Origin of the sequence: Mesorhizobium sp. M0491 (assembly GCF_040321265.1) — a bacterium.
Taxonomy (GTDB): domain Bacteria; phylum Pseudomonadota; class Alphaproteobacteria; order Rhizobiales; family Rhizobiaceae; genus Mesorhizobium.
This window is the reverse complement of record NZ_JAMYRE010000008.1, coordinates 113,173-136,239: the sequence shown is the minus strand read 5'-3', so window position 1 is coordinate 136,239 and position 23,067 is coordinate 113,173. Positions and strand designations below refer to the sequence as shown.

Annotated in this window: 26 protein-coding genes and 1 pseudogene; 16 read left to right on the top strand and 11 right to left on the bottom strand. The window is 57.9% G+C overall.

Annotated elements, in window-relative coordinates; genetic code table 11:
- The first annotated feature begins 555 nt into the window (after window positions 1-555).
- Window positions 556-987 (top strand): hypothetical protein, encoded by a 432-nt coding sequence (locus NKI69_RS12520; protein ID WP_352721475.1) that lies wholly within the window; start codon window positions 556-558, stop codon window positions 985-987.
- 272 nt (window positions 988-1,259) lie between these two features.
- On the opposite strand, the gene NKI69_RS12515 is transcribed toward NKI69_RS12520, so the two are convergent.
- Together NKI69_RS12515 and NKI69_RS12510 are read right to left on the bottom strand one after the other, a co-directional pair.
- On the bottom strand, window positions 1,260-1,757 hold the full coding sequence (locus NKI69_RS12515) for a metallophosphoesterase family protein (protein ID WP_352721473.1): 498 nt from the start codon (window positions 1,755-1,757) through the stop codon (window positions 1,260-1,262).
- A 39-nt stretch (window positions 1,758-1,796) separates the two neighbouring features.
- Window positions 1,797-1,973: a hypothetical protein gene (locus tag NKI69_RS12510; protein ID WP_352442909.1), complete on the bottom strand. Its 177-nt coding sequence runs from the start codon at window positions 1,971-1,973 to the stop codon at window positions 1,797-1,799.
- 564 nt (window positions 1,974-2,537) lie between these two features.
- On the opposite strand from NKI69_RS12510, the gene NKI69_RS12505 reads away from it, so the two are divergent.
- Window positions 2,538-2,846, top strand: coding sequence for a hypothetical protein (locus tag NKI69_RS12505; protein ID WP_023811900.1), 309 nt, complete (start codon window positions 2,538-2,540; stop codon window positions 2,844-2,846).
- Between the two features lie 41 nt (window positions 2,847-2,887).
- Window positions 2,888-3,733, top strand: coding sequence for an SIR2 family NAD-dependent protein deacylase (locus NKI69_RS12500; protein ID WP_352721471.1), 846 nt, complete (start codon window positions 2,888-2,890; stop codon window positions 3,731-3,733).
- A 249-nt stretch (window positions 3,734-3,982) separates the two neighbouring features.
- Here NKI69_RS12500 and NKI69_RS12495 read toward each other — a convergent pair whose 3' ends face one another.
- Window positions 3,983-4,492, bottom strand: a complete 510-nt coding sequence (locus tag NKI69_RS12495; RefSeq protein ID WP_128305833.1) for a ferritin-like domain-containing protein — start codon at window positions 4,490-4,492, stop codon at window positions 3,983-3,985.
- Between the two features lie 172 nt (window positions 4,493-4,664).
- Between NKI69_RS12495 and NKI69_RS12490 the strand changes: the two genes are divergently transcribed.
- The 7 genes from NKI69_RS12490 to NKI69_RS12460 all read left to right on the top strand — a co-directional run bounded on the left by NKI69_RS12490 (window position 4,665) and on the right by NKI69_RS12460 (window position 9,430).
- Window positions 4,665-4,943: a hypothetical protein gene (locus NKI69_RS12490; protein WP_352442907.1), complete on the top strand. Its 279-nt coding sequence runs from the start codon at window positions 4,665-4,667 to the stop codon at window positions 4,941-4,943.
- Between the two features lie 251 nt (window positions 4,944-5,194).
- Complete coding sequence (locus NKI69_RS12485) at window positions 5,195-5,440, top strand: hypothetical protein (protein ID WP_128305831.1); 246 nt, start codon at window positions 5,195-5,197, stop codon at window positions 5,438-5,440.
- A 294-nt stretch (window positions 5,441-5,734) separates the two neighbouring features.
- Window positions 5,735-7,132 (top strand): cytochrome B6, encoded by a 1,398-nt coding sequence (locus NKI69_RS12480; RefSeq protein ID WP_352721469.1) that lies wholly within the window; start codon window positions 5,735-5,737, stop codon window positions 7,130-7,132.
- A gap of 54 nt (window positions 7,133-7,186) precedes the next feature.
- Window positions 7,187-7,789 (top strand): DUF4142 domain-containing protein, encoded by a 603-nt coding sequence (locus tag NKI69_RS12475; RefSeq protein WP_127296091.1) that lies wholly within the window; start codon window positions 7,187-7,189, stop codon window positions 7,787-7,789.
- Between the two features lie 185 nt (window positions 7,790-7,974).
- Window positions 7,975-8,268, top strand: a complete 294-nt coding sequence (locus NKI69_RS12470) for a hypothetical protein (RefSeq protein WP_352721467.1) — start codon at window positions 7,975-7,977, stop codon at window positions 8,266-8,268.
- A gap of 745 nt (window positions 8,269-9,013) precedes the next feature.
- On the top strand, window positions 9,014-9,214 hold the full coding sequence (locus NKI69_RS12465) for a hypothetical protein (protein ID WP_352721465.1): 201 nt from the start codon (window positions 9,014-9,016) through the stop codon (window positions 9,212-9,214).
- A 9-nt stretch (window positions 9,215-9,223) separates the two neighbouring features.
- Window positions 9,224-9,430 carry a hypothetical protein gene (locus tag NKI69_RS12460; RefSeq protein WP_352721463.1) on the top strand — a complete coding sequence of 69 codons (207 nt, stop codon included), beginning with the start codon at window positions 9,224-9,226 and terminating at the stop codon, window positions 9,428-9,430.
- A 128-nt stretch (window positions 9,431-9,558) separates the two neighbouring features.
- Here NKI69_RS12460 and NKI69_RS12455 read toward each other — a convergent pair whose 3' ends face one another.
- Both NKI69_RS12455 and NKI69_RS12450 read right to left on the bottom strand, forming a co-directional pair.
- Window positions 9,559-10,947, bottom strand: a complete 1,389-nt coding sequence (locus NKI69_RS12455; protein WP_352721461.1) for a phospholipase D-like domain-containing protein — start codon at window positions 10,945-10,947, stop codon at window positions 9,559-9,561.
- Window positions 10,892-11,218, bottom strand: coding sequence for a low affinity iron permease family protein (locus NKI69_RS12450; protein WP_352721459.1), 327 nt, complete (start codon window positions 11,216-11,218; stop codon window positions 10,892-10,894). The genes NKI69_RS12455 and NKI69_RS12450 overlap by 56 nt, the downstream gene beginning before the upstream one ends.
- Before the next feature lie 513 nt (window positions 11,219-11,731).
- On the opposite strand from NKI69_RS12450, the gene NKI69_RS12445 reads away from it, so the two are divergent.
- The 3 genes from NKI69_RS12445 (at window position 11,732) to NKI69_RS12435 (ending at window position 13,425) form a co-directional block, all read left to right on the top strand.
- The gene (locus NKI69_RS12445; protein ID WP_352630703.1) at window positions 11,732-11,980 is read left to right on the top strand and encodes a hypothetical protein; all 249 of its coding nucleotides are present in this window, start codon (window positions 11,732-11,734) and stop codon (window positions 11,978-11,980) included.
- A 111-nt stretch (window positions 11,981-12,091) separates the two neighbouring features.
- Complete coding sequence (locus NKI69_RS12440) at window positions 12,092-12,376, top strand: DUF6894 family protein (protein WP_352613335.1); 285 nt, start codon at window positions 12,092-12,094, stop codon at window positions 12,374-12,376.
- Entirely contained in the window at window positions 12,373-13,425 is a 1,053-nt protein-coding gene (locus tag NKI69_RS12435; RefSeq protein WP_352630701.1) for an NAD(P)/FAD-dependent oxidoreductase, read from the top strand. Before NKI69_RS12440 ends, NKI69_RS12435 begins: the two co-directional genes overlap by 4 nt.
- A gap of 693 nt (window positions 13,426-14,118) precedes the next feature.
- On the opposite strand, the gene NKI69_RS12430 is transcribed toward NKI69_RS12435, so the two are convergent.
- The 4 genes from NKI69_RS12430 to NKI69_RS12415 all read right to left on the bottom strand — a co-directional run bounded on the left by NKI69_RS12430 (window position 14,119) and on the right by NKI69_RS12415 (window position 16,762).
- On the bottom strand, window positions 14,119-14,361 hold the full coding sequence (locus NKI69_RS12430; protein WP_352721456.1) for a hypothetical protein: 243 nt from the start codon (window positions 14,359-14,361) through the stop codon (window positions 14,119-14,121).
- Between the two features lie 195 nt (window positions 14,362-14,556).
- Window positions 14,557-14,793, bottom strand: a complete 237-nt coding sequence (locus tag NKI69_RS12425; protein WP_127296098.1) for a DUF6894 family protein — start codon at window positions 14,791-14,793, stop codon at window positions 14,557-14,559.
- Between the two features lie 19 nt (window positions 14,794-14,812).
- Entirely contained in the window at window positions 14,813-15,547 is a 735-nt protein-coding gene (locus NKI69_RS12420) for a Crp/Fnr family transcriptional regulator (protein WP_352677659.1), read from the bottom strand.
- Between the two features lie 339 nt (window positions 15,548-15,886).
- Window positions 15,887-16,762: an MBL fold metallo-hydrolase gene (locus NKI69_RS12415; protein WP_128305823.1), complete on the bottom strand. Its 876-nt coding sequence runs from the start codon at window positions 16,760-16,762 to the stop codon at window positions 15,887-15,889.
- 205 nt (window positions 16,763-16,967) lie between these two features.
- Here NKI69_RS12415 and NKI69_RS12410 point away from each other — a divergent pair, with 205 nt between their 5' ends.
- Window positions 16,968-18,134 (top strand): glycoside hydrolase family 26 protein, encoded by a 1,167-nt coding sequence (locus NKI69_RS12410; RefSeq protein ID WP_352552157.1) that lies wholly within the window; start codon window positions 16,968-16,970, stop codon window positions 18,132-18,134.
- Window positions 18,135-18,221: 87 nt separating this feature from the next.
- Here the strand turns inward: NKI69_RS12410 and glf are convergent, their stop codons facing one another.
- Together glf and NKI69_RS12400 are read right to left on the bottom strand one after the other, a co-directional pair.
- Complete coding sequence (gene glf / locus NKI69_RS12405) at window positions 18,222-19,364, bottom strand: UDP-galactopyranose mutase (RefSeq protein WP_352552155.1); 1,143 nt, start codon at window positions 19,362-19,364, stop codon at window positions 18,222-18,224.
- A 2-nt stretch (window positions 19,365-19,366) separates the two neighbouring features.
- The gene (locus NKI69_RS12400; protein ID WP_352721454.1) at window positions 19,367-20,539 is read right to left on the bottom strand and encodes a glycosyltransferase family protein; all 1,173 of its coding nucleotides are present in this window, start codon (window positions 20,537-20,539) and stop codon (window positions 19,367-19,369) included.
- Window positions 20,540-20,899: 360 nt separating this feature from the next.
- Between NKI69_RS12400 and NKI69_RS12395 the strand changes: the two genes are divergently transcribed.
- Both NKI69_RS12395 and NKI69_RS12390 read left to right on the top strand, forming a co-directional pair.
- Window positions 20,900-21,817, top strand: a complete 918-nt coding sequence (locus NKI69_RS12395) for a glycoside hydrolase family protein (RefSeq protein ID WP_352721452.1) — start codon at window positions 20,900-20,902, stop codon at window positions 21,815-21,817.
- A gap of 173 nt (window positions 21,818-21,990) precedes the next feature.
- A pseudogene (locus NKI69_RS12390) lies at window positions 21,991-22,837 on the top strand (manganese catalase family protein).
- The last annotated feature ends 230 nt before the right edge of the window (window positions 22,838-23,067 follow it).

Genomic DNA, 23,067 nt, shown 5'->3' with positions numbered 1-23,067 from the left:
TTTGCATGGCGCAGTTTTTCTTCGAATATGCCCAGCAGCAGGTTGATAGGCCGGCTCGATGTAGGTCCAGTTTTGGGCTTATGCGAATGTCCGCAAAGCGCCCTCATTCCTGTCGTTTGGGTTGTGTGTTTGCCGGCCTGGAAGCGGACATCGATTTTGTCAGAAATGGCGGACGCGCCGAACCGCGAAGCAGGTCTTTCTTTTGGTTGGCTCAAGCTACGTGGAAGGGGCGCCTTGTCGGCCTTGTGCCTGTCTCGAGATCCAATTCACTGTATTACAGTGGCCTCCATGCCGATGAAATGAAACGCCAACCCCAAAGTTCCATAAGGCGTTACTAATTTAAATTGTTGTTGTGGGCGGGTGGCGAGCTGTTCGTTCTGAACGGCTTCGGTCTGATTTGGGATGAGATATCGTTTCGCGCGCCGGCGGAGCAATGCGCTGTTTTTGTCATTTCGCAATCCATGTCGGGCAAGTGGACGCCTTACCGGCTCTTGTCAGTGCGTAGGCGCGCGATAGTTTTTGTGGGGAAGGGACTTCGATCAAAAGGAGCCGACGATGGAACACCAAACTCTAAGTCAATTGCAGACAATTGCAGAAGTAGAACCCCTCTCGACATACCCGATCATGACCCGGCAACAGCGTATTGAGCGCTGGGCAGAGTTGCTGGCACAACATCCCGAGCGACGCCTGAGAGCCCTTACCGGCACTGAGTATCTGAAGCGGGAAGCCCGCGACGCAGCACGCGGTGAGGGCTCGCCAATTACAGTGGCCTTCGAGGACCCGCTACTGCGTGCGTTAGGCATGAAGGACGACACCTATGGGGAAGCAAAGCGCTTCTTCGAACTGTCTGACGGTGAGTTGCATGACATCGTCTGCAGTTGCCATGTCGGAACCACCTTCAGAGGGCAGTGGGCTGCCGCTAGAGTCCGCCGGTCGATCGGAGGCAACAGGTTTCTTAAGTGGCTTAGAGAGAGAATCTGGCACTGAGATCGCCAAGGACGGCGATTGAAGCTCGTTTCAAGCGAGGTGGATGAACGATTGGGCGCCAGTGGCGCGCCGCCGTGGTGACGACGGGGGTCGGCGCCTGTCCCAGAGGTTGTGACGGCTGTGCAGACGGGTGGGGCGCTCCTCGGTCCCAGTTTACTCGCGGTGCGTTCCAGCATGGCTGCAATACCCCAGGGGCAGGATTCTGGATTCCTGTTTGCGGCTAGCATCACCACGGGAAGACATCGATCGTTCGGCCATCTGCTGTGCTAACCTCAATCTCGGCGGCGCCTAGCCTGTATGGCAGCAAAGGTGACTGGGCGAAAATCCCAGGCGTCGACGCCGACGTCGTGCTGGCGCGTCATTGGCTTCAGCCGGCCATGAGAATGGCCGTGCAGGTTTATCGATTTCTTGCCGATCTTGTTCCAGGTGCGGAACGGGTAGTGGCAAAGAACCAAGAAACTGCCCTCGACAGATAGCTCCTTGTAGTGTTGCACGCTAGCCCAAGCCGAAGCGCGGAGCGTTACCACGCCGTCGTTGTTGCCGATGATCAGGTGCTTGGTGCCGTGGAGGCAGGACAGCAATGAAGACACTGTCTCGGCCGATCCCCTGGCAAAGTCGCCGAGGTGCCAAACCTCGTCGCTTGGAGCAACAGTCTCGTTCCAAAGTTCAGTCAGTGCCTGGTCATGCGCCGCCAATGAACTGAAGGGGCGGGGGTCGAGCCGCAGAATGCGGGGATCGTTGAAATGCGTGTCGGAGGTGAAGAAGATCATGCGCCGCCGCTGGCTGAGACGAGCGCTCGACGAACGCTTCTAAGTTCGCTTGCCGGAGTGCCTTTTGGGTCCATCATCGATCCTGATTTGGGCTTCCCTGAACATCTTGAGTGCCTCTTCCTTGGTGAGGCCGCACTTGCGCGCAAAGTAGAGCGCTTCGATCGCCTTTTCACGATCCGCCGTGGCTTCTGTGTGCTGTTTGGGCTTTTTACCCATCGTTCTCTATCACCTTTGATGCCACCGAACCATCACCGTGCCGGGTTGTTCCCTCCATCGGATCTGCTGACCTGCCGAGCGCGGCAGCCTGATGTCGCCGATAAAACGAGATCCCGAGACCTTAGCAGGCATCAGCTTGGTCGTTTCTATATGGCTCTATATGGCCCATCTGGGAGGCACAGTCGGAGCTCTAAAGTTGCCGAACGCCTTGCAGACGGTTGCTTTTGGCTAGAGCGGGACGCGGCTGGCATCTTCTGCCGAAGGCGGCTCGCGCTCGCGGAGGAACCATGTAACGCGCTTGTTGAATCGTAGTCTGAAGACCAAACCTCGATCACCTCGTGCACCCGACGGTAGTGCCATGGCGATCCGGAACCTCGAGGCATGTGGAGAGTTGTCCAGCAGCCCAGCGGAGATCCAAGCCATGGCGCCACCAGATGCCAATCCCGGCGCCGCCGCGCAGCCAAAACGCTCTGGCAAGCGACAACCCCATCACCGGCACGGCACAAGGCCTCCGGAGCAGGATTATCTATCGACGGGCTTCCAACGATATGAAGGACATGGCCCATGAACGTCGCCAACCTGCAATTGGAAGGTTTGCTCATGGCGGTCGCGGCCGTCAATAACGCCTTGGTCCGCAGAGGCCTTCTCTCGGTCGATGATATCGACACGGCGTTGAAAAACGCCGAAGCCTCGTTCACGGTTGATGAGCGCCTCTTCGAGGATATGTCGCCTGCTAACCGCGACGCAGTGTGTTTCCCTTTGCGTCTTTTGCGGCTGGCTAACACCAAGCAGTTCGAAGCGAGTGTGCCACCGTTTTCCGAGCTGGCCAGGCAGGTGGGGATCACCAAGCAGCCTAACAACGACCAGATGTGAGGGAGGAAGGTCGACCTGCGCGGGTGGCCTCGAAAGACTTGATGAACGATGACCCTGTAGATTCGCTCGCCAACGCAATTCGCCATCGCAGCGCAATTCTGTTTGTTGGGGCAGGGGTGTCGATCAGTGTTGGACTACCCTCCTGGGAGAAGCTGATAGAGCGAATGGCAAAGGAGCTCGGCGTCGACGACGAATTTTCCACGCGACGCGATCGTTTTCAAACCCTGGCCGAGTACTATCGGATCAAGCATGGCAGCATCGGGCCACTTCGCAGTTGGATGGACAGAAACTGGTCCGTCCCCAAGGACCGGATCGAGAAATCCGAGTTGCATCGTCTCATCGTGAGGCTCGACTTCCCTGTCATCTACACAACTAACTATGATCGGAATCTGGAACTGGCTTATGAGATATACGGCCGGGACTACGTGAAAGTGGCCAATGCACGCGATGTAGCGCAGGCCCGCCAAGGCATCACCCACATCGTCAAGTTCCATGGTGATTTCGACGAGGATTCGTCCCTCGTCCTCACCGAAACGGACTACCTCGATCGCCTCTCCTTCAATTCTCCGCTGGACGTGCGTTTTCGCTCGGATGCACTCGGCAGCACGATCCTCTTCATTGGCTATAGCCTTTCCGACCCAAATATTCGGTTGCTGTTGCACCGTCTCTGGCAGACGTGGCATCGGTCCGGCTATGAGAAAGATCGCCCGCCCTCGTTCATCCTCATGACCAGCCGAAACCCTGTGGAGGAGGCCGTTCTTGGGCGTTGGGGCATTTCGGTCGTCGTCGGCGAAATCGACGAGCCGCAAGCTGCTTTGGTGGACTTCCTCAGCCGGCTGGCGGAGATGGTTGGGGATGGGGAACTGTCGCCAAAAAGTGGGCGATAGCAACATCCGTATGATGGGCAGTTCGGCGGGCTCTCAAGGAGCGGCACATGGCAGAGAATTCCGTCCGGAATTTCAAGTTCAATTGGCGTCAAGGATACTATCGCGGCACGGAGAGCTAATCGGAAAACTTACTCACGCGCTGCCTACTTTGAAGTGCCTTTCACAGCGGTAACGGCTCAACCTCGATGCGCCTTGCGCCGAGCTTCAGCGCAAGGCGCGAGCTTGTTTAGCAATGACGCTACCGGCTGATCAACGCTTGGCGTTCTCACTCTCCGAGTCGGCCCGCGCCAGGAACTGCTCGGTTGTCGCTGGAATATGGCTTTTCAACCAGTCCGCCATTGCGACTTCCTCACGCAGGTTCTCTTCGCAGACCTGGGCGACCTCTGCTTCACCCAGAGATTTGGCAGCGGCGATAAGGATTGTGTAGGAGGCGATTTCCATGTGCTCGAACGTGTAGCTTGCAAGCGATCCTTTCATCACTTCGTCACCGGCGAAGACCCCGCTGAGCGACTGCGCCATCGCCGTCAGCTTGCCGCCGGCATCCTTCAGTGTGGAAGATCCTTGTCCGATGCGGTCGAGACAGGTTTCCAGCCGAGCAGCCTGCTGCCTGGTCTCCTGGACGTGCTGGCGAATCCGTTCGCTGAGCTCAGGATAGTTCTCAATTCGGTTCAACTGCCCATTCAACATGGTCTCGGCCTGCTCTTCCATGGCGTGAGCATCCCTGAGCCATTGGACAAGCCATTCGCGCGATTCTGACATTTCATATCTCCTTCATGGGTCGGCCAGAACTTTCAAAGGGAGATATTGTTCCTCATCGGTTGAACTGCGGCCTCGGCCTGTATCGCGAGCCTTTTGCTGGTCGGCGCTGGATTCAGGCTCCTGGACCTCGGGCGATGGGCATTGCCGCGGCGCTGGAAACGCATTCTGCAGAATGACCGAAGCTGCTGCCGTCACCGCGTTCGGCGATGGGTATCTCTACGAGTTTCGTGTTGGCTCGTATTCTGCTGCCACGCTGCCATGTGTCAGGCTAAGCTCTGTCTTGCCCGAGCTGGCCGGCATTTACCGTTTGTCTTGCGAAAACAGCCCGTTGGCTCAGCGAGGCCCCGGGTTCACCAGCGGAGTTCTTGTTTTCACGAACGAATTGCAATGGAACGTCACGGCGTTTCGCAGGTTGGTAATGGAATTTCGCAACCAAGGAAACGAGCCATGACTTCTTCAGACAATTCTTCAGTTGGCATATCACCCCGTCCCGAAAAATCGGGTGGCAGGAGCCCGCCAAAGCAGGCGACACCTTCACCGGCCGCAGAGAAAACCTCTGGAGCAGGTCCTGCGATGGCCGAGCATTCGAAAGACGCCAAGGCGCCCAAAGGCGGTCGTCAGCCTGGGGCTTATGTCAAGGATTAGACGGCCGTGCGTTTAGCTTCGGCTGGCCGCTACAGTCGAAGCGAGGAGGAGGTTCTTATGCAGATGATGGAAATTGTCGTCAGCCGAGACCAGGCACCGGTCGTGGAATTCCGCGGGGAGGGCGGCGAGTTTATTACAGTCACCCTGCAGGCCGGGCATAGTCTTCCCGACGACGAACTCATCGCAAAGGCCAAGGCCATGATGGTTCAGGTCGCTCAGTTCGGGATGGACCAGGTCAAAAGCGCAGTCACGTCTGATGGGTCGCCAACCGATGAGGTTATTCAATCCGAACTGTCGGGATAGAATAGCTTCGCAGGGTTACAGGGCACCAGTCGATCGGCGGGCGTGCAGTCACCAGCCAGAAAATGGCGAGAACGGATCGCGGGCAATAGTTCGAGCAGCACAATCGTGGTCCGCGTTCAGGCAAGCAGATCGACGCACTTCCAAAACAGCGACACCGGTGATCATCGAGAAGCCGAGCGTGGGACGATCATGCGTTGCGTTGTCCAGTCGGCGGCTGATCGGCTTTTTCCCAAGCTCGGGAACAAAGCTGGCGCGCACTGGTTGGGGTCAAATTCAACGCTGTGGGGAGGAGATATGTCGCGTATCTTCAATCTTGGTTTGCCAGTCCTGCTTGGGGCTGCGACATTCGCGCTCAATGTTGCTTCGGACCCGCTGCCGCCGGATTTGACATATCGTCCATTGCCAAGCTTGCCTTTTTCCGCGGTCAAGGAGACTGACGAAGCGCAAAAACCGGCAGTGACACAACGGCAACGCGGCCTGCTTGAGAGACGTTACGATCTGGCTGACCGGCCGATGCGGGGCGTCATGATGTCGGGCGGGCGCAAAGCTGTGCAAGAAGGCTCGCAAGTGAAACTGCCGGCAGGCGAAACCTGGAGCAGCCTGGCAACGAAAACTCCTCAGGAAATTCGTGATCGTGGTCTGTTGCCGCAAGGTTTCCTGCCGTTGCCGCACATCAAGCAGGCCACTGGAGGTCAGGTCTTTCCTGAAAGTCAGATTAGAGAGATCGGCGCTGATGAAGGTCGGGATCTGCGTCGCTTCGATGTCGATTTCGACCTGCCGGATTATCTTACGCCAGAATTTCCACCTCCAATATTTCTCACCACGCACCCGGAGCTTGGCGATGTGTCGCGAGGTGATCTGCTGACGATACGCAACTTCTATGAATACATGAACGGCATCATCACGCCCGTGCAGATAGAAGGGCTTCGTCTGCTGCTGACGCCATTTCCGCAGGAGGAATTCAATCAGACCGAGGACAGGAAGGTAGCGATGCAAAGCACGGGTGTGGCGTGCCTCGATTGCCATTCCAATTTCCACACCAACGCGGCGTTTCACCTCACCCCGGACGTGCGGCCGCAAGCCGAGCGCTTCCGGCTCGACACAACCAGTCTGCGCGGCTTGTTCAACCAGCAGATCCACGGGTCCAAACGCTCGCTGCGTTCCGTGGAGGACTTTACGGAGTTCGAACAGCGCACCGCCTATTTCAACGGCGATCACGTGAGCGCCACCCGCAAGGGCGTGAATCTGCCGGATCGGCCCAACCAGGTTGCGATGATGGCGCAGATGCAGAACATCGTCGATTTTCCGCCGGCACCGAAGCTCGATCCGTTCGGACGACTTGACCCGGCTGCCGCCAATGCGCTGGAGATCAAGGGCGAGCAGGTGTTCATGGGAAAGGGCCGCTGCGGCGAATGTCATGTTCCAAGTCTGTCCTTCATGGACAACAACATGCACGATCTGAAGCTTGAGCGATTCTACAAAGTTGGCCAGACGTTCAACGATCAGGTTGCCATACCGGATGGACCGATCAAGACCTTCACGTTGCGCGGGATCAAGGATTCTCCGCCCTATCTTCATGACGGCCGCCTAATGACGCTGGGCGATACCGTAGAGTTCTTCAACCTGGTGCTCGGAACGAAGCTCGACCAATCGGAAAAGGATGCATTGGTGGCCTATCTGCTCACGCTCTAGAACACCGGGGAAACCGCGGCCGAAGGGTTAATTCGGTACTGAATGGAGGACATCATGCGTGCTGCCGTAATGACAGTAGCCCTGGCATTGTCGCCCTGCTGTGCGCTGGCGCAAATCGGGAATCCAGCCGGCCTTGCTCCCGATACGAGTATGGAGAAGCCTGGAGTTCCAGCACCGCATCAGACGAATTATCAGGATCGGCTTTTCGCCCAGCTGATTACGGTAGGCGGCAGGTCCGAGATAGAGCTAGGTCGGCTCGCGGCTGGAAAGACAAGTCACGATGACGTTCGGGAATTTGCAAATCGGATGGTCGATGATCACGACAAGGCCAATGAGCAGCTGAAATCCGTGGCAGATAAAAGCAAAATTCCACTTCCCGAAGGGCTCGACCCAGATCACAAGAAAATCCGTTCCGATCTCGAAAAACTCGACGGCACCGCGTTTGAGTTGGCTTACCTGGGAGCGCAGATCGTCGATCACCAAAAGACGGCGCAACTCCTGGCTTGGGAGATAGGCTCGGGCGAGGATGCAGCGCTTCAGCGCTTCGCCTCCGAAAAGCTGCCGACGGTGCTGGAACATCTTGACCTGGCCCGCGCATTGCACGCGAAGCTGGCGGGGCAGGCCCTGTTTGCGCCGGATGCGCAAAAGACCAAATGAAGCGCCCGGTCCATGTGAACCCCTGAAAATTCAGGCTGTCTTCCATGAATGTCAGCGCACGAGATCTGTGTTCGTAAGATGATCAGCCAAGCCTATCCTGAGCGTAGCCCTTGCTGATTGGGAAAGTGACGGCATGGCGGAACTTCGGATCGCCGCCGCGCTTAACCCGGCGGAGGAGTTATCAGATGAACGCGACCAAAGAATTTTTTGAAAACTGGCTGCAGGAGAATGTCGGCACTCTGGCTGGCGAAGAGGAAGTCAGCTTCGCCGTGCTGGCCCAGCAATTCGAGCAGGATGCCGAAGCGGCCGGTTATGGTCGCGAGGTGCGTGAGGACGAGCTTGGAAACATTGCAGATGCGATAGAGCAAGCGCTAAAGAATGCCGGAACTGGGGTGCATGGTGGCGTCGACGGAGAAGCCAGCGATGTGGCAGCCGTCATGGATGCGCTGGAGGTCGAAGATGCCAAAAGCGGGCCATAGGTTTTATCAGGTTAGCTCTATTCGTTTGTCGAAGTTGCCGGGGTAGCCCTATGGAGCAGTTTCGCAAGGACATGGCCGCCTTGGCAGAGCCGGCTTTCTGGGTATCGATAGGTTTGCTTCTGGTCCCGTATGCGCTTGGAACCGTGCTCCTCGTCTGGAACTGCGGCTGCCTGTAAGGTTGACTGCAGACGCACCCGGTAGTGGTTCAACGGCTCAAGCGCCCAATTCCCTGCAATGCCGAGCTGATGCGTTTCCGTGGGATCCCTTGCTGCAGGAAAGTCTGAACTATCGCGTCGCGAGGAAAGTTCATCGTCGACACCTGCGGCGTCACACCGTTTGGACAACCTAAAGACCGACAACGTGTTCCAAGCGTCAAATCAGCTATGAACCTGCCTCGAGCCGTCCCGCTGCTCATTCGCGCACCTGCAAGGTGGGCCGTTATCAATCGCTGGACGCGAGTTGGCAAACGACGCCAAGCCCGGATCGCATGCCTTGGGATCCGCCGCTGCATCCGAAAATAGCCCAGCAGCTTGCGAGCTGCCTGGGAACACTTTCGCCATCTCGAAGTTCGGCCCGCATAGGAGAACCGAGATGGCCATCCCACAAGCGGACAACGACAACCACCTGCGCAGGAAGCCGGCTCATGCAGGCAAGAGCTCCGCCAAGAGGACGATAGACCAGGTTAGAGCACGACCCAGGTACAAAATGGCACCGCGGGCGACAAGAATTAAGGCGAGGCGCTGAGATGCCGCGGACCAATGATGACGGTCGCAACGAGAAGACCACATCGGCTGCAGCACTCATTGTCGACAAGGAACGTGCTGAGCGCGCCGCCAAGACGGCGCGATTGAAGGAAGCGCGCCTTGCACAAGCCGTCACGCGCGGTCCCATCGAACGCAAGCCACGTGTCACCAAAAAGGTTCGCAGGATTTCTGTTGCTGGCTAGGAGGTGTCCGTGACTCGCAATCACGACAAGGAAAGATACGACCGCGCCAAGCGTATCAGCCAAGAGATGCTGGACGCTGAACGAGCGGAACGGGCCGAGAAGACGGCGCGGCTGAGACAAGCAAGGCTTGCACAGCATCTGGTGGAGACGTCGCCGGCGCAACCGCAAATTCATCGAAATCCATCCAGGCTCTCAAAAAGAGAAGCCGTAAGGTGATTGAAGTATTTTAGGCTCTCCACATCCGTGCAGAACCACGGCACGGCGTTTAATTTCGACCGAGAGCGTCTATCAATACCAATGGCGAGCAATTGCTGGGACTTTGCATCTCCGCACCCTCGCTATTATTAAAGCTGGGAGCGAAACCTGCTCGCAAAGTAGTCGGTGACCTTTTCGCTTAGCGGACGAGCTTGCCATTCTTCCACACTGACCTGCCTTGATCGTTTCAGGTCCTCGTTGAAAACGTCTATTTGCGTCCGCGCGAATTCCATACCGTAGACATTCAGAGTGGCCTCATCGTTGAGGCGCAAGGAACGCTCATCCAAATTAGCCGAACCAAAGCTCACCCAGACATCGTCGACGATCAAAAGCTTCGGATGGTACATTGTGGGTTGAAACTCAAAGATGCGCACACCGGCCTTGAGCAATTCGCCCCAGAAGTAACGTGAACCCTTTCGCACTATAGGCACATCCGTCAGCCAATTGGGAACGATGATATCGACCGAGACGCCTCGCCTCCTTGCATCAAGAATCTGCTGCAGGGCTATGTCGTCCGGCACGAAGTAGGCCATGCCGATGCGCAGATGATCCTTGGCCGCGGCTATTGCCGCCAACATCATCAACTCCATGTTCTCCGAGCCGTTTGGCTGCGAAGAAAGTATTAGCTGGGCATCGAGCCCACCAGCGGGCGCAACTGCAGGGTAGAACTTCGCGCCCTGCAATGTCTCGCCGGTCGTCTCAAGCCAGTTTTCGGCGAACGCCGCTTGGAATGCGGCCACGGCGGGTCCTTCGATCCGGTAATGCGTGTCGCGCCATTCATTTGAGTTGCGTGCGTTCCCGCGCCAATTATCGGCAATGCCGACCCCGCCAGTGAAAGCGACCCGGCCATCGACGACCAGCAGCTTGCGATGAGTTCGGTTGTTTACACGGTCCAACGTATACCAGCGTAGCGGCCGATAGCGTTCGAACCTCACACCGGCCGTGGTCATGATGTGGATCAAGTCCTCGTCGAAGGGAAGGCTGCCAACCCCGTCGACGTTCACGCGGACTTCGACGCCTTCGCTGGCCTTGGCCGCCAATGCGATCGCGAACTCGTAGCCGATGGCTCCTGACCAATAAATATATGTCTCGATGTCGACGCTGGATCGAGCCGCCCCGATTGCTTGCAGCATTGACGGAAATATTTCGTCCCCGTTGATGAGAGTTTGGACCGCATTGGAACCGAACATCTGCCCTTGCGAATAGCTGCTCATCGTCTTGGAAAATTGGGGATCCGTAGCGTCGAACCGATGGGGAACGATTGATCGTAGAACGCGCGACTCTGGAGTGAGATTTATGATCAACACCGTGAGCAGGCTGGCGATGGCGGCAATGGCCAGATAGATGAGCACCTTTCGCCAAAGCTCAATACCGGAGGTCTTCTTGCGGGCGCCTGACGCAACGGAACCGAAAGGCTGCACGTCAATCGCCCCGCTGCCGGCGATGGCGATGTTTTTCGATCTCCTCGGGCTCTTCATCGTCGATCCGCGTGATGTTTGAAGCCGCGTGATCTGACCGCAGAATCTCGTCAAGCTTGGCGTGGATCGCTTGAGTGTCGCGGTGCTCCGCGCGCTGGATGAACAGCGTCATCGCCCAAGTAAACAATGTAGCGGCTCCATGCCAATCCAAGCTCTGTCGCTCGAAAATCATCCAAAGGATTGCATAGGCCAGCAACACCAGGAACGCTGCGGGACGGGAAGTCAATGTGCCGATTGAGGTAAGGGCGCTCGTGACCGGATGATTTGCCATTCCAAAGAACTCGCGGCAGTGCCCCTGGTTCCGCGGGGCATTATATCCCCCCGCCATGAATCAACAAAAGGTACAGTTGAGCAGCGCACGCTTTCCAGGTGTCCTGCGTCGGCCCTCCCACATGCCATCCGGCATCGAGAACGGTCTCGATTTGGATAGTCTCGCCAAGCGTTCGGTTCAGCAAACGCTCATATCGGCGACGAGGCGATTTGGATTCAGCCGCTTCGGCACCTGCGGTTGCGCTTGGTAAATTCTGCTGCACGTTGTGCCCCATCAATCGCGCCGCGAAGAGTTATAGTCGCTGGAGTATCGGGCTTCGCCGTCTACACCCTTGCGCGAAGGTTAAGCGATGAATGGGCCGTGGGGCGATCTTCACGCATGAACAACGGCCGAGTGCATCATAGTTTAATGACAGCTGGTGGGCTGTGCCGCATAAAGCCGTGGTCAGCGGCTGTGTAACGGGTTTCGCTGCTTGGAGCGACTATCGCACTCTCGCCCGTTTGGAGGAGCCTGATGCTTAACCGACCCATCCGCATGAACACAGAAGCTCTCTACCCCAGTGACCTGAATATCCTTCGCGCGGCATTTGACGCGCTGTGCCAGGAATTTGCCATTTTGCCTGACACGGCGGCGGCCTATGCCGTCGCAAGAGAGTTGATCAGGCTGTTCCAAACAGGAATGACGGAAGCGGCCAAGCTGATGATTGCCGTGCGCGCACGTTGGCGGGACGATTGGGAGATGGGACGCAGCAACGCTGCCTGACGTTGGATGGTCATGCGAACACCATCCGCTGCATCCTTTTCGACACCGCCGCGTTGACCGTCAAACCTGCCAGAAATGGCCGATCCGCTGGCACACCGACTGGAGCAACCGATGCCGAAATTTCGCTTCGAGTTTATCGAAGGCATGTCGCAGCCTGCAATCTTCGCCGATATGGCTGATCGAGATGAGGCTGTCAGGGAGGCGAAGCGCGTTGCCAAAGAGGCCATGCTCGACGGAATTGTCGACGGCGTGGACCCGACCAGTTGGGTGACGAAGGTTTACGATGAGGCAGGCTATCTCGTCGCCACTCTCGGATTCCAGGATCTGGTCGCCGCGCCCAAGGATACGGAAGAGTTCAAGGAAACAGAGGAGCCTGGCGTCTTACGGTCGGGTTGAAGTCTGGTGTCTACGCTGTTGCCATCGAGCCAGATGTCCCGAAGACCGCCCTTGGAACATCGCACGAACCAAATCGTTCGCCGGTGATGCGCCCAACCATGCACGATAGCCACGTCAGTCGACCGGCCGCCGAGACCCAAGATGTCCTGATCGTCGGAGGCGGGCCGGCAGGACTGACCGCCGCTCAATATCTTGCCCGTTTTCGCCATCGCGTGCTGGTGATCGATGCCGGCGATCCTCGTGCCGCCTTGATCCCAACGAGCCATAACTGTCCTGGCTTTCCCGAAGGGATAAGTGGAGCCGATATCCTGGATCGCCTTCGACGTCACGCCACCTTGTATGGAGCCACTCTGGTTGGAGGGCAGGTCTATTCCCTCGCCCCTGCCTATGGAGGGTTCGTCACTGAGACCTCGATTGGCGCAATCCGGACACGCAAGGTGTTTTTGGCGACAGGGATCACCGACACGACACCCGTCATTCCGCGTCTACGCGAGGCAATTGCCGCAGGTGTCATTCGACTCTGCCCAGTATGCGATGGGTATGAGGCGATCGACCAGAAGATTGCGGTCGTCGGGCACGACGTGAGAGCCTTGAAAGAGGCCATTTTTCTCAGTCGGTTTACACCGCTCATAACGATGCTTGGAAGCGACGCATCCGACTTTTCGCTCAGCACTCGTAGTGCGGCGAGGGCAAGAGGCATAGTCATCGGTGACGCTCTCGACACGCTCTGTCCGGCAGCAGACGGCTGCGAGGCGATTTTGAAAGATGGGACTTCATACCGCTTCGATGCCATTTATCTGGCACTCGGATGCAAGGTTCGTTCTCAACTCGCCGAGGCCGTTGGCGCAAGATGTTGTGAAGACGGCTATGTCACAGTCGACGAGCATCAGCAGACTTCCATCCACGGCATGTACGCCATCGGTGACGTTGTCAAAGCGTTGAACCAGATAGCCGTCGCTTTTGGACAGGCTGCCATTGCCGCGTCGCATGCCCATAGAGAGCTGGAGAGCGCCGAGCGGACTGGATTTGCAGATCAGCCTTCTCAATGAACATGAGACCACGCGGCTGATCGGGATGTCGGCCGCTTGACGGCGCGTCGGAACGTCTCGACCCCGGCCGACAAGAAGTTGCCGCGCCCTGCAATCGCAGCAGATGATCCCGCCAACAGTTACAGCCGCGGAACATTCACTGCGGCACGAGGTTTGGCTGCAGGCCTACAATCCTCCCTCATTGTCTGGGCCTTGAGGCTGCCGAAGCAGCTTCGGCCCGTCTCGGCTTTGTCCGGGGCGGGCTTTCCATCTAGGAAGAGGCTTTCCGGATGTAGTTGAGGCAGATCACGCCGTAGACCGATAAAAGGCCGTTGCTGGTTCGAGCGGACGCCATTTTGTTTGCCTCCCGAGAACACGTGGAACATTCTTTCTCGTCCAGCGTTAGCGCGCGCCGGACGACCTGTTCTGCGATCTCTTGCTGGCCGGCATCAGAGGTTGCAACCACAGCTTCAGCCCGCCTCGGCCCCTCTCGAGACGGGCGGCGCGCGGAGTTGAGATGCGATGCATAGAGACGCCTTCACGCCATCAGAACTTGCCCTACTCAGTCGCGTCTTCGCACGCAGCAAAATCAAAAACGAAACCGCAACCGAGAGGGAACGCCGGGCATCACGTATTCTGGCCTACTACCAGGCGGGGATCACGGACGAGGATGAGTTAGAACAGCTTTCTCGCCAACCGCTGGGAAGGTGACGATTAGTCTTCCTTCTTCAGAGCTTCCGCCTCGTCTTTGAGCTTCGGCCAATCGGCGCCGTGCTTGCGAAGCAGCGTTCGGGCCTGCTTGGGGTCAATGTCCGTGAGCTCGACCAGATGTTCGAACTCAAGTTCCTGGCCTTTCGCTACCCGGCTTGCCTCGTTCGCTTTTCGTTGCACTTCGACACCCACTGCTGAGACAACATGAACGAGCGCCGAGAGTGCGCGTTCCAGAACTTTATACAAAAAATACGCGACACCGGTTGGGCCGTATGGGACGGGCTATGCCCTTCTGGCTGTGCCTTGCCGATTTCTTCCATGTGGGCCCGCCCCGACTTGTCGTCGGTCGCAAATCGCGGCGGCATCTTCGTCCGACTGTCCGACCACGCGGCGTGTGCCGGCGCTCGGCAGCTTTTCGACGCAGCAAGTCCGGTGCGCACGTCACCTCATCAACTTGATCTGAAGCGAGATGCTCAGCCTCAGAATCCTGTCGCCGTTTTCGTTCCGCACTTCAACAAACACTTGCTGCCCGTCCACCTCAGTGAGTGCATCTCTCGTAAGGTCGATAAGGCCCTCGAAGCCCACGCGGCGCACCTCCTCCAAACCGGCACATTCGATGCCGATTTGGTCCTCGAAGACCAGATCGTGATCGCCACTATCAAAGAAAAATCGTGCCATGCGAGAGCATCCGTCACCACTAAACTGCAGGGTTTCTTTGGTGCAGGTAGGTCGTGTCGAAATCACCTGCATGAGTGAGGCCAAGCCAATCCAGAACATGCACTCTTGATCCTGTGGTGGCGATGAGGCCTCTACGTCGAAGTTCCTGAAGCATTCGGTTGACGTGGACTGTGGACAAGCCCAATGCATCGCCAAGGGCTGCCTGGGTAATGGGAAGATCCGCGACGTGATCCTGGATGCGTCCAACCGAGCGCAAGCGAAAAATCAATTCGCACAATATGTGAGCCATGCGCGTGTATGCCTCGCGTCTTCCCACATTAGTGACCCATTCCCTGTAAATCGCTGCATCGATCAGGGTCGACCGCCAAAAAGCCGTCGCGATTCGAGGATGCTGTTCGCAAACGGCGCGAAGAGCGTCATGTCGTATGAAGCCCAGTCTAGCTGCTGTGAGGGTCGTAAAATTGCAATCCATGACCGACAGATGCAGTCCGTGCAGATCCGGAATATCCCCAGCCACAAAGAAGGATGTAATCTGCCGTTTGCCGTCGCCGGTAAGTTTGGTGGAACCGAGCAGGCCATCCAAAACGACAAACGAACTGACAGGACGGTCCCCCTCACGCACCAGGTCGTAGTTGGGCAAAAAATCCTTCTCCTGGATCGGGATGCTCTTCAAAACGTCGATGTCGGTCTGTCGAACATCCGAGATGCTCAGGAGTTTGCGGATAAGTACATCCGAGGATGAGGTGGGAGACAAATTGGCTACCTAGCTTATGTTATTTATCGAACTTGCAATCGCGCTGAAAGTTCCGTGACATTACAGAGCGGCGGCGGAGAACGGGCCCGGTTCGGCGGGTGATTGGACCGCCGCACAATCGAGCCCGCAGTTATGCCGCCCATAGGGGAGCCTGCGGAGCCACGCATTAACCTATGACATGGGCTGTGTTCGAAATTGTCGCTGAGATAACCATTGGCGCCAATTCGGCAAGGCTTTGACGTCCGCAACGGAACATATGCCCCAACTGGCGCTACGAGGTTGTTCCGCCGAGACAATCTGCAAGCACCTTGGAGCGGCAATACAGCTCCTGGCGCTCCGCTAAGCTCCGCTATTTGAAACAGTGGCTGGCTCACGCACGAACTTCATCCGCGGCGGCACGGCGAATGCCGTGAACCGCTCAGCCAGTCTGTCGAGGGCTTGGCGCATGCCAACTCCCGCAGCTGGCGCTCCGTGTCCGCTGATCACCATCTGCGGCTTCAGCGCAGCCAGTTGTTTCACGGATTTTTCCGCCGCATCCCAATCCGGTGTGAAGTAGCGCGGTGGACCATGCATCTCCAAGTCCTGAACGGCGACTTCATAGACCGACTCCTGACCCGTGGTGATGAAGGCGTCCCCAGCGATCAGCGAGCGGTCTTCTTCGCGCCAGAGAGAGACATGCCCCGGCGCATGCCCGGGCGTGTGCAGCCAGCGCCATCCGGGCATGCCGGGGACCGATCCGTCGGCCGGCAAGAGTTGCAGGCGATCTCCGAGATCGATTGGGCCACGAGGAAAGAGTGGCGAAAGCAGCGCTATCAGGCCGCCCCCCACCCAAGGATCAGGCGGTGGATAGGACCCAGTTCCGTCCAAATAAGGACGCTCGAGCGGGTGCGCAAAAACGGGCGCATCCCATGTGCCGGCCAGATCCACAACCGCTCCCACATGGTCGAAATGGCCATGGGTCAAGATGATCGCGGCGGGCCGCGCGCCGGCTCCAAAGCGCTTTTCAGCGACCGCCAGGATGCTGCTTCGCGACGTCGGCAAACCCGTATCGATCAGGACCCAGTTTCGATCTCCGCTGCCGGGAGCGCCGAAGAACACGACATTCACGATTGTCAGCCGCAAATAGGCCAAATCCGGCGCGATGCTCCAGACGCCGTCGCCACGATCCTCGCGCCTGGCATGGTCGATGTCGGAAAGTCGAATCTGAACGGTCATGCTGTTCCCTGCCTCCGTTGTAACCGCTGGACAATCGATGACGGCTCGGTCCCGAACTTGCCTCGGCGCACCTTGTTCCCTGGCTCCTGTCTGCTCCACCGGCTCGGTGGGCTCGATCGGGGAACAAAGGCTCGACCATCCGGGTTTGGCCCTGAGTAATACACTGGACGATGGTGCAGCATGGCAAATGAGAAGGGGTTGCCGCATGAGCGAAGCAGCACAAAGCGATAGCGATGGCTTGACTTCGATTGCGGGCACGTCGGCGTTCGCCAGTTTTTTCATGGCTGGCTTTGAGTGCTCGTCGCACCGGCGCAAGGACGGCGTTCGCCTCGATCTTATCCGCGCGACGTCGCATTATTTGCATGCCCTGGGCGACTACCGCGGTTGCGCCGAACTCGGTCTTCGTACCATCCGCGACGGTTTGCGCTGGCACCTCATCGAAACCGCTCCTGGGACCTATGACTGGTCAAGCTGGACGCCGATGGTCGAAGCAGCGCAATCGGCAGGTGTCCAGGTCATCTGGGACATTTTCCACTACGGATCTCCAGACCACGTTGATCAGGGGTCGATGCATTTCATCGATGCCTATGCCTCGTTCGCCGCGGAAGCTGTGAGGGTTCATCGTTCAATCGCCGGTACAGCACCTCTGTTGTGCCCAATCAACGAAATTTCGTTTTTCGCCTGGGCTGTTGAGGTCGGGTATTTCCCGCGCGTCGGTCCGAAGAAGCGGGGATGGTTCAAGCGGCACCTCGTGAAAGCTGCAATAGCTGGCGTTCGCGCGATGCGGGAGGTCGATCCCGCTTGCAGATTTGTCTGGGCCGAGCCGCTTATCCACATTGCTCCTCGCGACCGAACGCGGACCGAACGGCGCCGGGCCGAAAATGCCCATCTCGGACAGTTCGAAGCTTACGACATGCTGCTGGGCCGGGCAGAACCTGAGTTGGGGGGCAGCGAAGATGTTGTCGATGTCGTTGGCCTGAATTTCTACCCACACAATCAGTGGTACCTAAACGGGCCGACGATTCCGATGGGGCATCACGAGTACCGTGCCCTTTCGGAGATGCTGATTGAGGTCGCGCATCGATACGGCAAGCCGATGTTCATCGCCGAGACCGGCTCCGAAGGATCGGGCGGGGCGGCTTGGCTCCATTATGTCTGCGACGAGGTGCGTGCCGCAATCGGTCTCGAAGCGCCAATCGAAGGTATTTGCCTATACCCGATAACCGCCTATCCGGGCTGGGACAATTCGCGGCATGCGGAAGTGGGATTGTTTTCGGTCATCCAGGCGGACGGCAGCCGACACGTCCGCACGCCCATCGCGGATGAATTGGCCCGCCAGCAAACTTTGTTCGCGGCGAACCCGACGCGTTAGATACATGAGCGGCACGAGGACTGTTGCGAGCGCCTGTTGACGCCGCTTTGCCACGTCCGATGCTCCCAAGTACGTCTAGGTGGGGAGCTACAGCGCCCCTTCGGCCAACGACGCCTTCCCCGCGCTCGCCCATTCCGGGACGCTCTTTTGGATGCGGGCGAAGGTTGCCAGGGCCTGCCCGACCACCTGATCCATGTTGTAGTAGCGGTAGGTTGCCAGGCGGCCGACAAACCACACGTCGGGACAGGTTGCGCCGAGCGCTTCGTAACGCTTGTAGAGCTCTTCGTTTTCGGCCCGCGGCACCGGATAGTACGGGTCCCCGATATCGGTGGGATATTCGTAGGTCAGGCTGGTCCGCGCGTTCTGCTGGCCGGTCAGATGTTTGTACTCGGTGATGCGGGTGTAATTTTCCGTCTGGGGGTAGTTGACGACGGCAACCGGCTGAAACTGCTCTTGGTCGAGGGTGACGTGCTCGAAACGGAGCGAGCGATAAGGAAGACGCCCGAGCTGCCAGCCGAAGTATTCGTCGATCGGGCCGGTATAGATCAGGTGGTTGAATGGTATCTCGTCACGAATTTCGCGGAAGTCGGTCTGCAACATGACCTTGATGTTCGGATGGTCGAGCATGCGTTCGAACATTCTCGTGTACCCGCCGGCCGGCATCTTCTGGAAGCTGTCGCTAAAATAGCGGTCATCGCGGTTGGTTCTGGTCGGCACTCGTGCCGTCACTGATTTGCTCAGTTGGCTAGGATCGACGCCCCATTGCTTCCTGGTGTAGCCACGGAAGAATTTCTCATAGAGTTCGCGTCCCACCGTGCTGACGACGACGTCCTCGGCCGTTCGTACGTCCTCTACGGTTTCGCGCCGCGACGCGAAGAACTCCTCCAACTGTGTGGAATTCAGGTCGAGGCCGTAAAGGCGATTTACCGTGTCGAGATTGATCGGGATGGGAAGCAGTTTCTCATCCACGGCCGCCAGCACCCTATGCTCGTATGTGCGCCATTCCGTGAACTGCGAGAGGTAGTCCACGATCGACTGGCTGTTGGTGTGAAAAATATGTGGCCCATAACGATGGATGAGGATGCCGGCTTCATTATAGCAATCATAGGCGTTGCCGCCGACATGGCTGCGGCGGTCGACCAGGAGAACACTTTCGTGGCGCTGGGAGGCTATCCTTTCAGCAAGCACGCTGCCGGCAAATCCCGCGCCGACGATCAGCCAATCGAACATGGCTATGCACTCCTGCGGAGAGGGATGACCTTCTTACCTCGATAGGCACGCTCGATGTGAGCGGTCATGCCACTCCATGTCTTTTGCCAAGACATGTCCGCAAGATAGGCGTCGACTTGCGGCAGGAACGTCTCACGAGGTCGCAATAGAATGGAGCGCAGCTTGATTTCCAGATCGTCACTGTCGGCGATTTCCACCAGTCCAGCAGCGCCGTAGCTGCGCACAACGTCAACGATTGCCGTCGAGATCACCGGCAGACCGGCCGCTAGGAACTCTGGCGTCTTGGTCGGACTGATGAAGCGGGTCGCTTCGTTGAGTGCAAACGGCATCCAACCGGCATCCCAATGGCGCATATAGTGGGGCAGGTCGCAGTAGGCCTTTGCGCCCAACCAATGCAGGTTTTCGGCTCTGGGCAGGGTTGCGGGGTCGATCTTGACGACCGGGCCAAGCATCACGAAATGCACGTCCGACATAGTCTCCGCCGCCTGCGCTACGAGCTCGACGTCCAGCCGCTCGTCGATAACTCCGAAATATCCGACCCTCGGATGAGGAATGCCGGCCTGGTCGGTTGGCTCTTTTCCTGGGCGTCTCGCAGTGTGAAAGTGCTTCACATCGATGCTGCTAGGAAAAGGGAAGATCGCGTGATGCAGGTGACGCTTGGTCTCGAACAGGCTTAGGCCTCCGGTGAAAACGAGATCGGCGCGGCGCAGCAGGGCCTTTTCCATCTGCCCCAGCTCGGGCGGCGCATTCTTGAATGCGGAGAGTTCGTCCATGCAGTCATAGATGCATATGTCTGGGTCGAGGTGCTCGGTGAAGCGCAGAGCCATCGGTGTGTAGTACCAAGCGATCAACCGGCTGTGCGGCATTGAAGCTATGATCTGCTGGACAAATCTCCGCTGGACGGCATCTGCTTTCGCGGCCGACATGCCGAGCGGAAGCACTGGCGTCACAATTAGAATGCTTGGCGCTACCTCGCTCGTCCGCATCAGCGGCTGTGGCAGGTCTTCGAAAACAGGCTCTTCGAAGTAGACCACTCTCTGCTGCATGGAGGCGAGACTGAGGATATGTTGCGGGCGTTGATGAACGAAATTCCACCGCAAATGGGAGAAGCAAACCAGTAGATTTTCCCTGCCAGCGCGGTTACTGGCGACTGCCCCACCCAAGGCTGCTTCCATTGAAGATTTCCTTCCTTTAGTCTGTCGTTTATGTTCCGACTAACATTTGTTAGTCGCGGACGGGAGAGAACTAAACTTCGTTCCCGTCTCCTAACTTTCAACGAGGTGAGTTGTTCCAAGGTGAAATGGAGCGCCTTCAGTCGCCGCTCGATAGACGAAAACGAGATCCGCTCGCTGAGTCGAGAACGGCTATCGTGTGTCGGCGGGCTTTGAGGCGCGGGGCGACTGGGGAATGCTGGTGGAGAACGGCATTGCCGTATTTGCGTTGAACTTGTCGGCTATAAAATGTGCAGAACATCACGTTGATTCGCCTGCACGACTGGCGATTCGGTTTTGGCAGGGCAAGATTCCGGGGCTGATATGAAGATCGACTTTGCGACCAATGTTTTTCCGCTGTTTCATCCGCAAAGCGTCGATGATCTCAAAGACCCGTGCCCTGTCTTCGATGGCAGTCTGTGGCACGTCTTCGGCTCAAGTGGCACGGTGACCACCGAGACGTGGAGGATCCTTCATGCCACGGCGCCCGATCTCTATGGACCGTGGACCGAGCATCCGCCGATCGAACTTCCTATCAACGGGAGTGGTGTTGCGGCTCCCGGCGTCATCCACGAAAGCGGCGTCTTTCATATGTTCATCCAGACCGAGTTCATGAAGTCTGGCGGCCGGTGCGAGCACGCGGTTTCCAATGACGGATTCCAGTGGGTGGTTCTCAGCCCGGCGATCCTTGCCATCCCGGACACCGAGGAGGACGGCATTTACGATCCGCATCCCGCAGTTATTGGCGGCAAGCGCTACCTCGTCTATTCCGCGATGCCAAAATTCACCAGGGTGCCGCAACCCGACATCTACCTCGCACGGAGCCAATCCGACTCGTGGTTCGGTCCCTGGAAGCGGATCGGCAAGATCCTCGACCATAATGATGTCCCTCACCATAATACGAGAGAGGATCCCGACTATGAATGGGGCATAGAAGGCGCACAGCTGGTCGAGTTGCCGGACGGTCGGGTGCTTCTCAATGCCACTTGTTTTCTGCCGAATGGACTTCGGGGGAATCGGCAACGCGTGTTTTTCGCCATCGCTGATGACGTTGCCGGACCTTACATATCGATCGGCCCGGTGCTGGAGCCAGGCCAGCCGGGAGAGAACGGCCACTCCACGGTGATGATCGAAGGCAGCCAACTATCGTTGTTTTACCAGAGTCGGGTCGCCACGACCGATCATCGGTGGCGCTATGGCTTGGCCAGATGTGACGTCGCTCTGCTTTCCAGGGTCGCATGATTCGGCCGATGCCATTCGGCACCGACTATCGACCGACTGGACTGCTCGCATTTGCGCAATGAGCTTCCGTAGCTCGAGACGTCCTGTCGGAAAGCCTGCCGGAATTAAGTGCGCCTCGTACGGAACAATGCGTACGAGCTGAGGTTCGGCTGACTTCAAACTAGGAGTCAGACATGTATTACACCGACAAGAAACTGCAGTACCCGGTTCGTGTGGAGACGCCGAACCCAGTCTTTGCCCGCGCGTTGCAGCAGGCCATAGGCGGAGTAGAAGGCGAGATCCGCGTCGCCTTACAGTATTTCTTCCAGGCATGGGGATGCCGCGGGCCGGCCAAATACCGCGACCTGTTGTTGAACACAGCGACCGAGGAGCTCGGCCATATCGAAATGCTGGCGACCGCGGTCGCCCTCAATCTCGAGGGTGCACCACTTTCGCTGCAGGAGGACGTCTCGTCGGATGCGGTCGGCGGCTCGATCCTCAACGGGATGAACTTCCCGCCATATTTTGTCGACCGGCCTGGCCGCACTGCCTGAAAACGCCAACGGTGTTCCCTTCAATGCTTCGCATGTCTATGCCAGCGGCAATCTTGCCGCCGATATGGTCGCAAACGTCACCGCGGAAGGAAGCGGCCGCGTACTGGCGACCCGCCTGTACAACATGACCAACGACCCTGGCATGAAGGACATGCTGTCCTTCCTCATTGCGCGCGACACCATGCATCAACAGCAGTGGCTCGCGGCGATCGAAGACATGGGCGGATTGAACGCGTCTCTGCCGGTCCCCAACTCCTTTCCGCAGGAGAAGGAGCATCAGGACGTGTCCTATGCCTTCATCAATTGCTTCGTCGAAGGTGTCGAACCAGCGCGGGGACGTTGGAGCGAAGGACCGTCGATAGACGGAAGGGGCGAGTTCTCCCTTGTTGCCGCTGCGCCAATGGGCGAGGAGCCCATGCTTTCGCCGCCAAGGCCAAGTTCAGGCGCCCAGAGCGAGCAGATGATCGACAGGCAGGCAGCCGAATAGGCTGTCATAGCAATACCGAAGGCAGCCGGCACCGGCTGTCTCCCCCTTGGCGCTTCTCGCTGACTCGGCCGCACGCGGTTATATCGGCCAATTGACGCTGTGTACGAGAGACAGCGCAGCTCATTGGTGATTGGTGTGTGCCTGACGAGCTCTCCATTTTCAGCTTAGCTATAAATGCTTCACCTAATGGAACATCGGAGGTTCCACGAAGTTGGGAGCCACGGAGGACG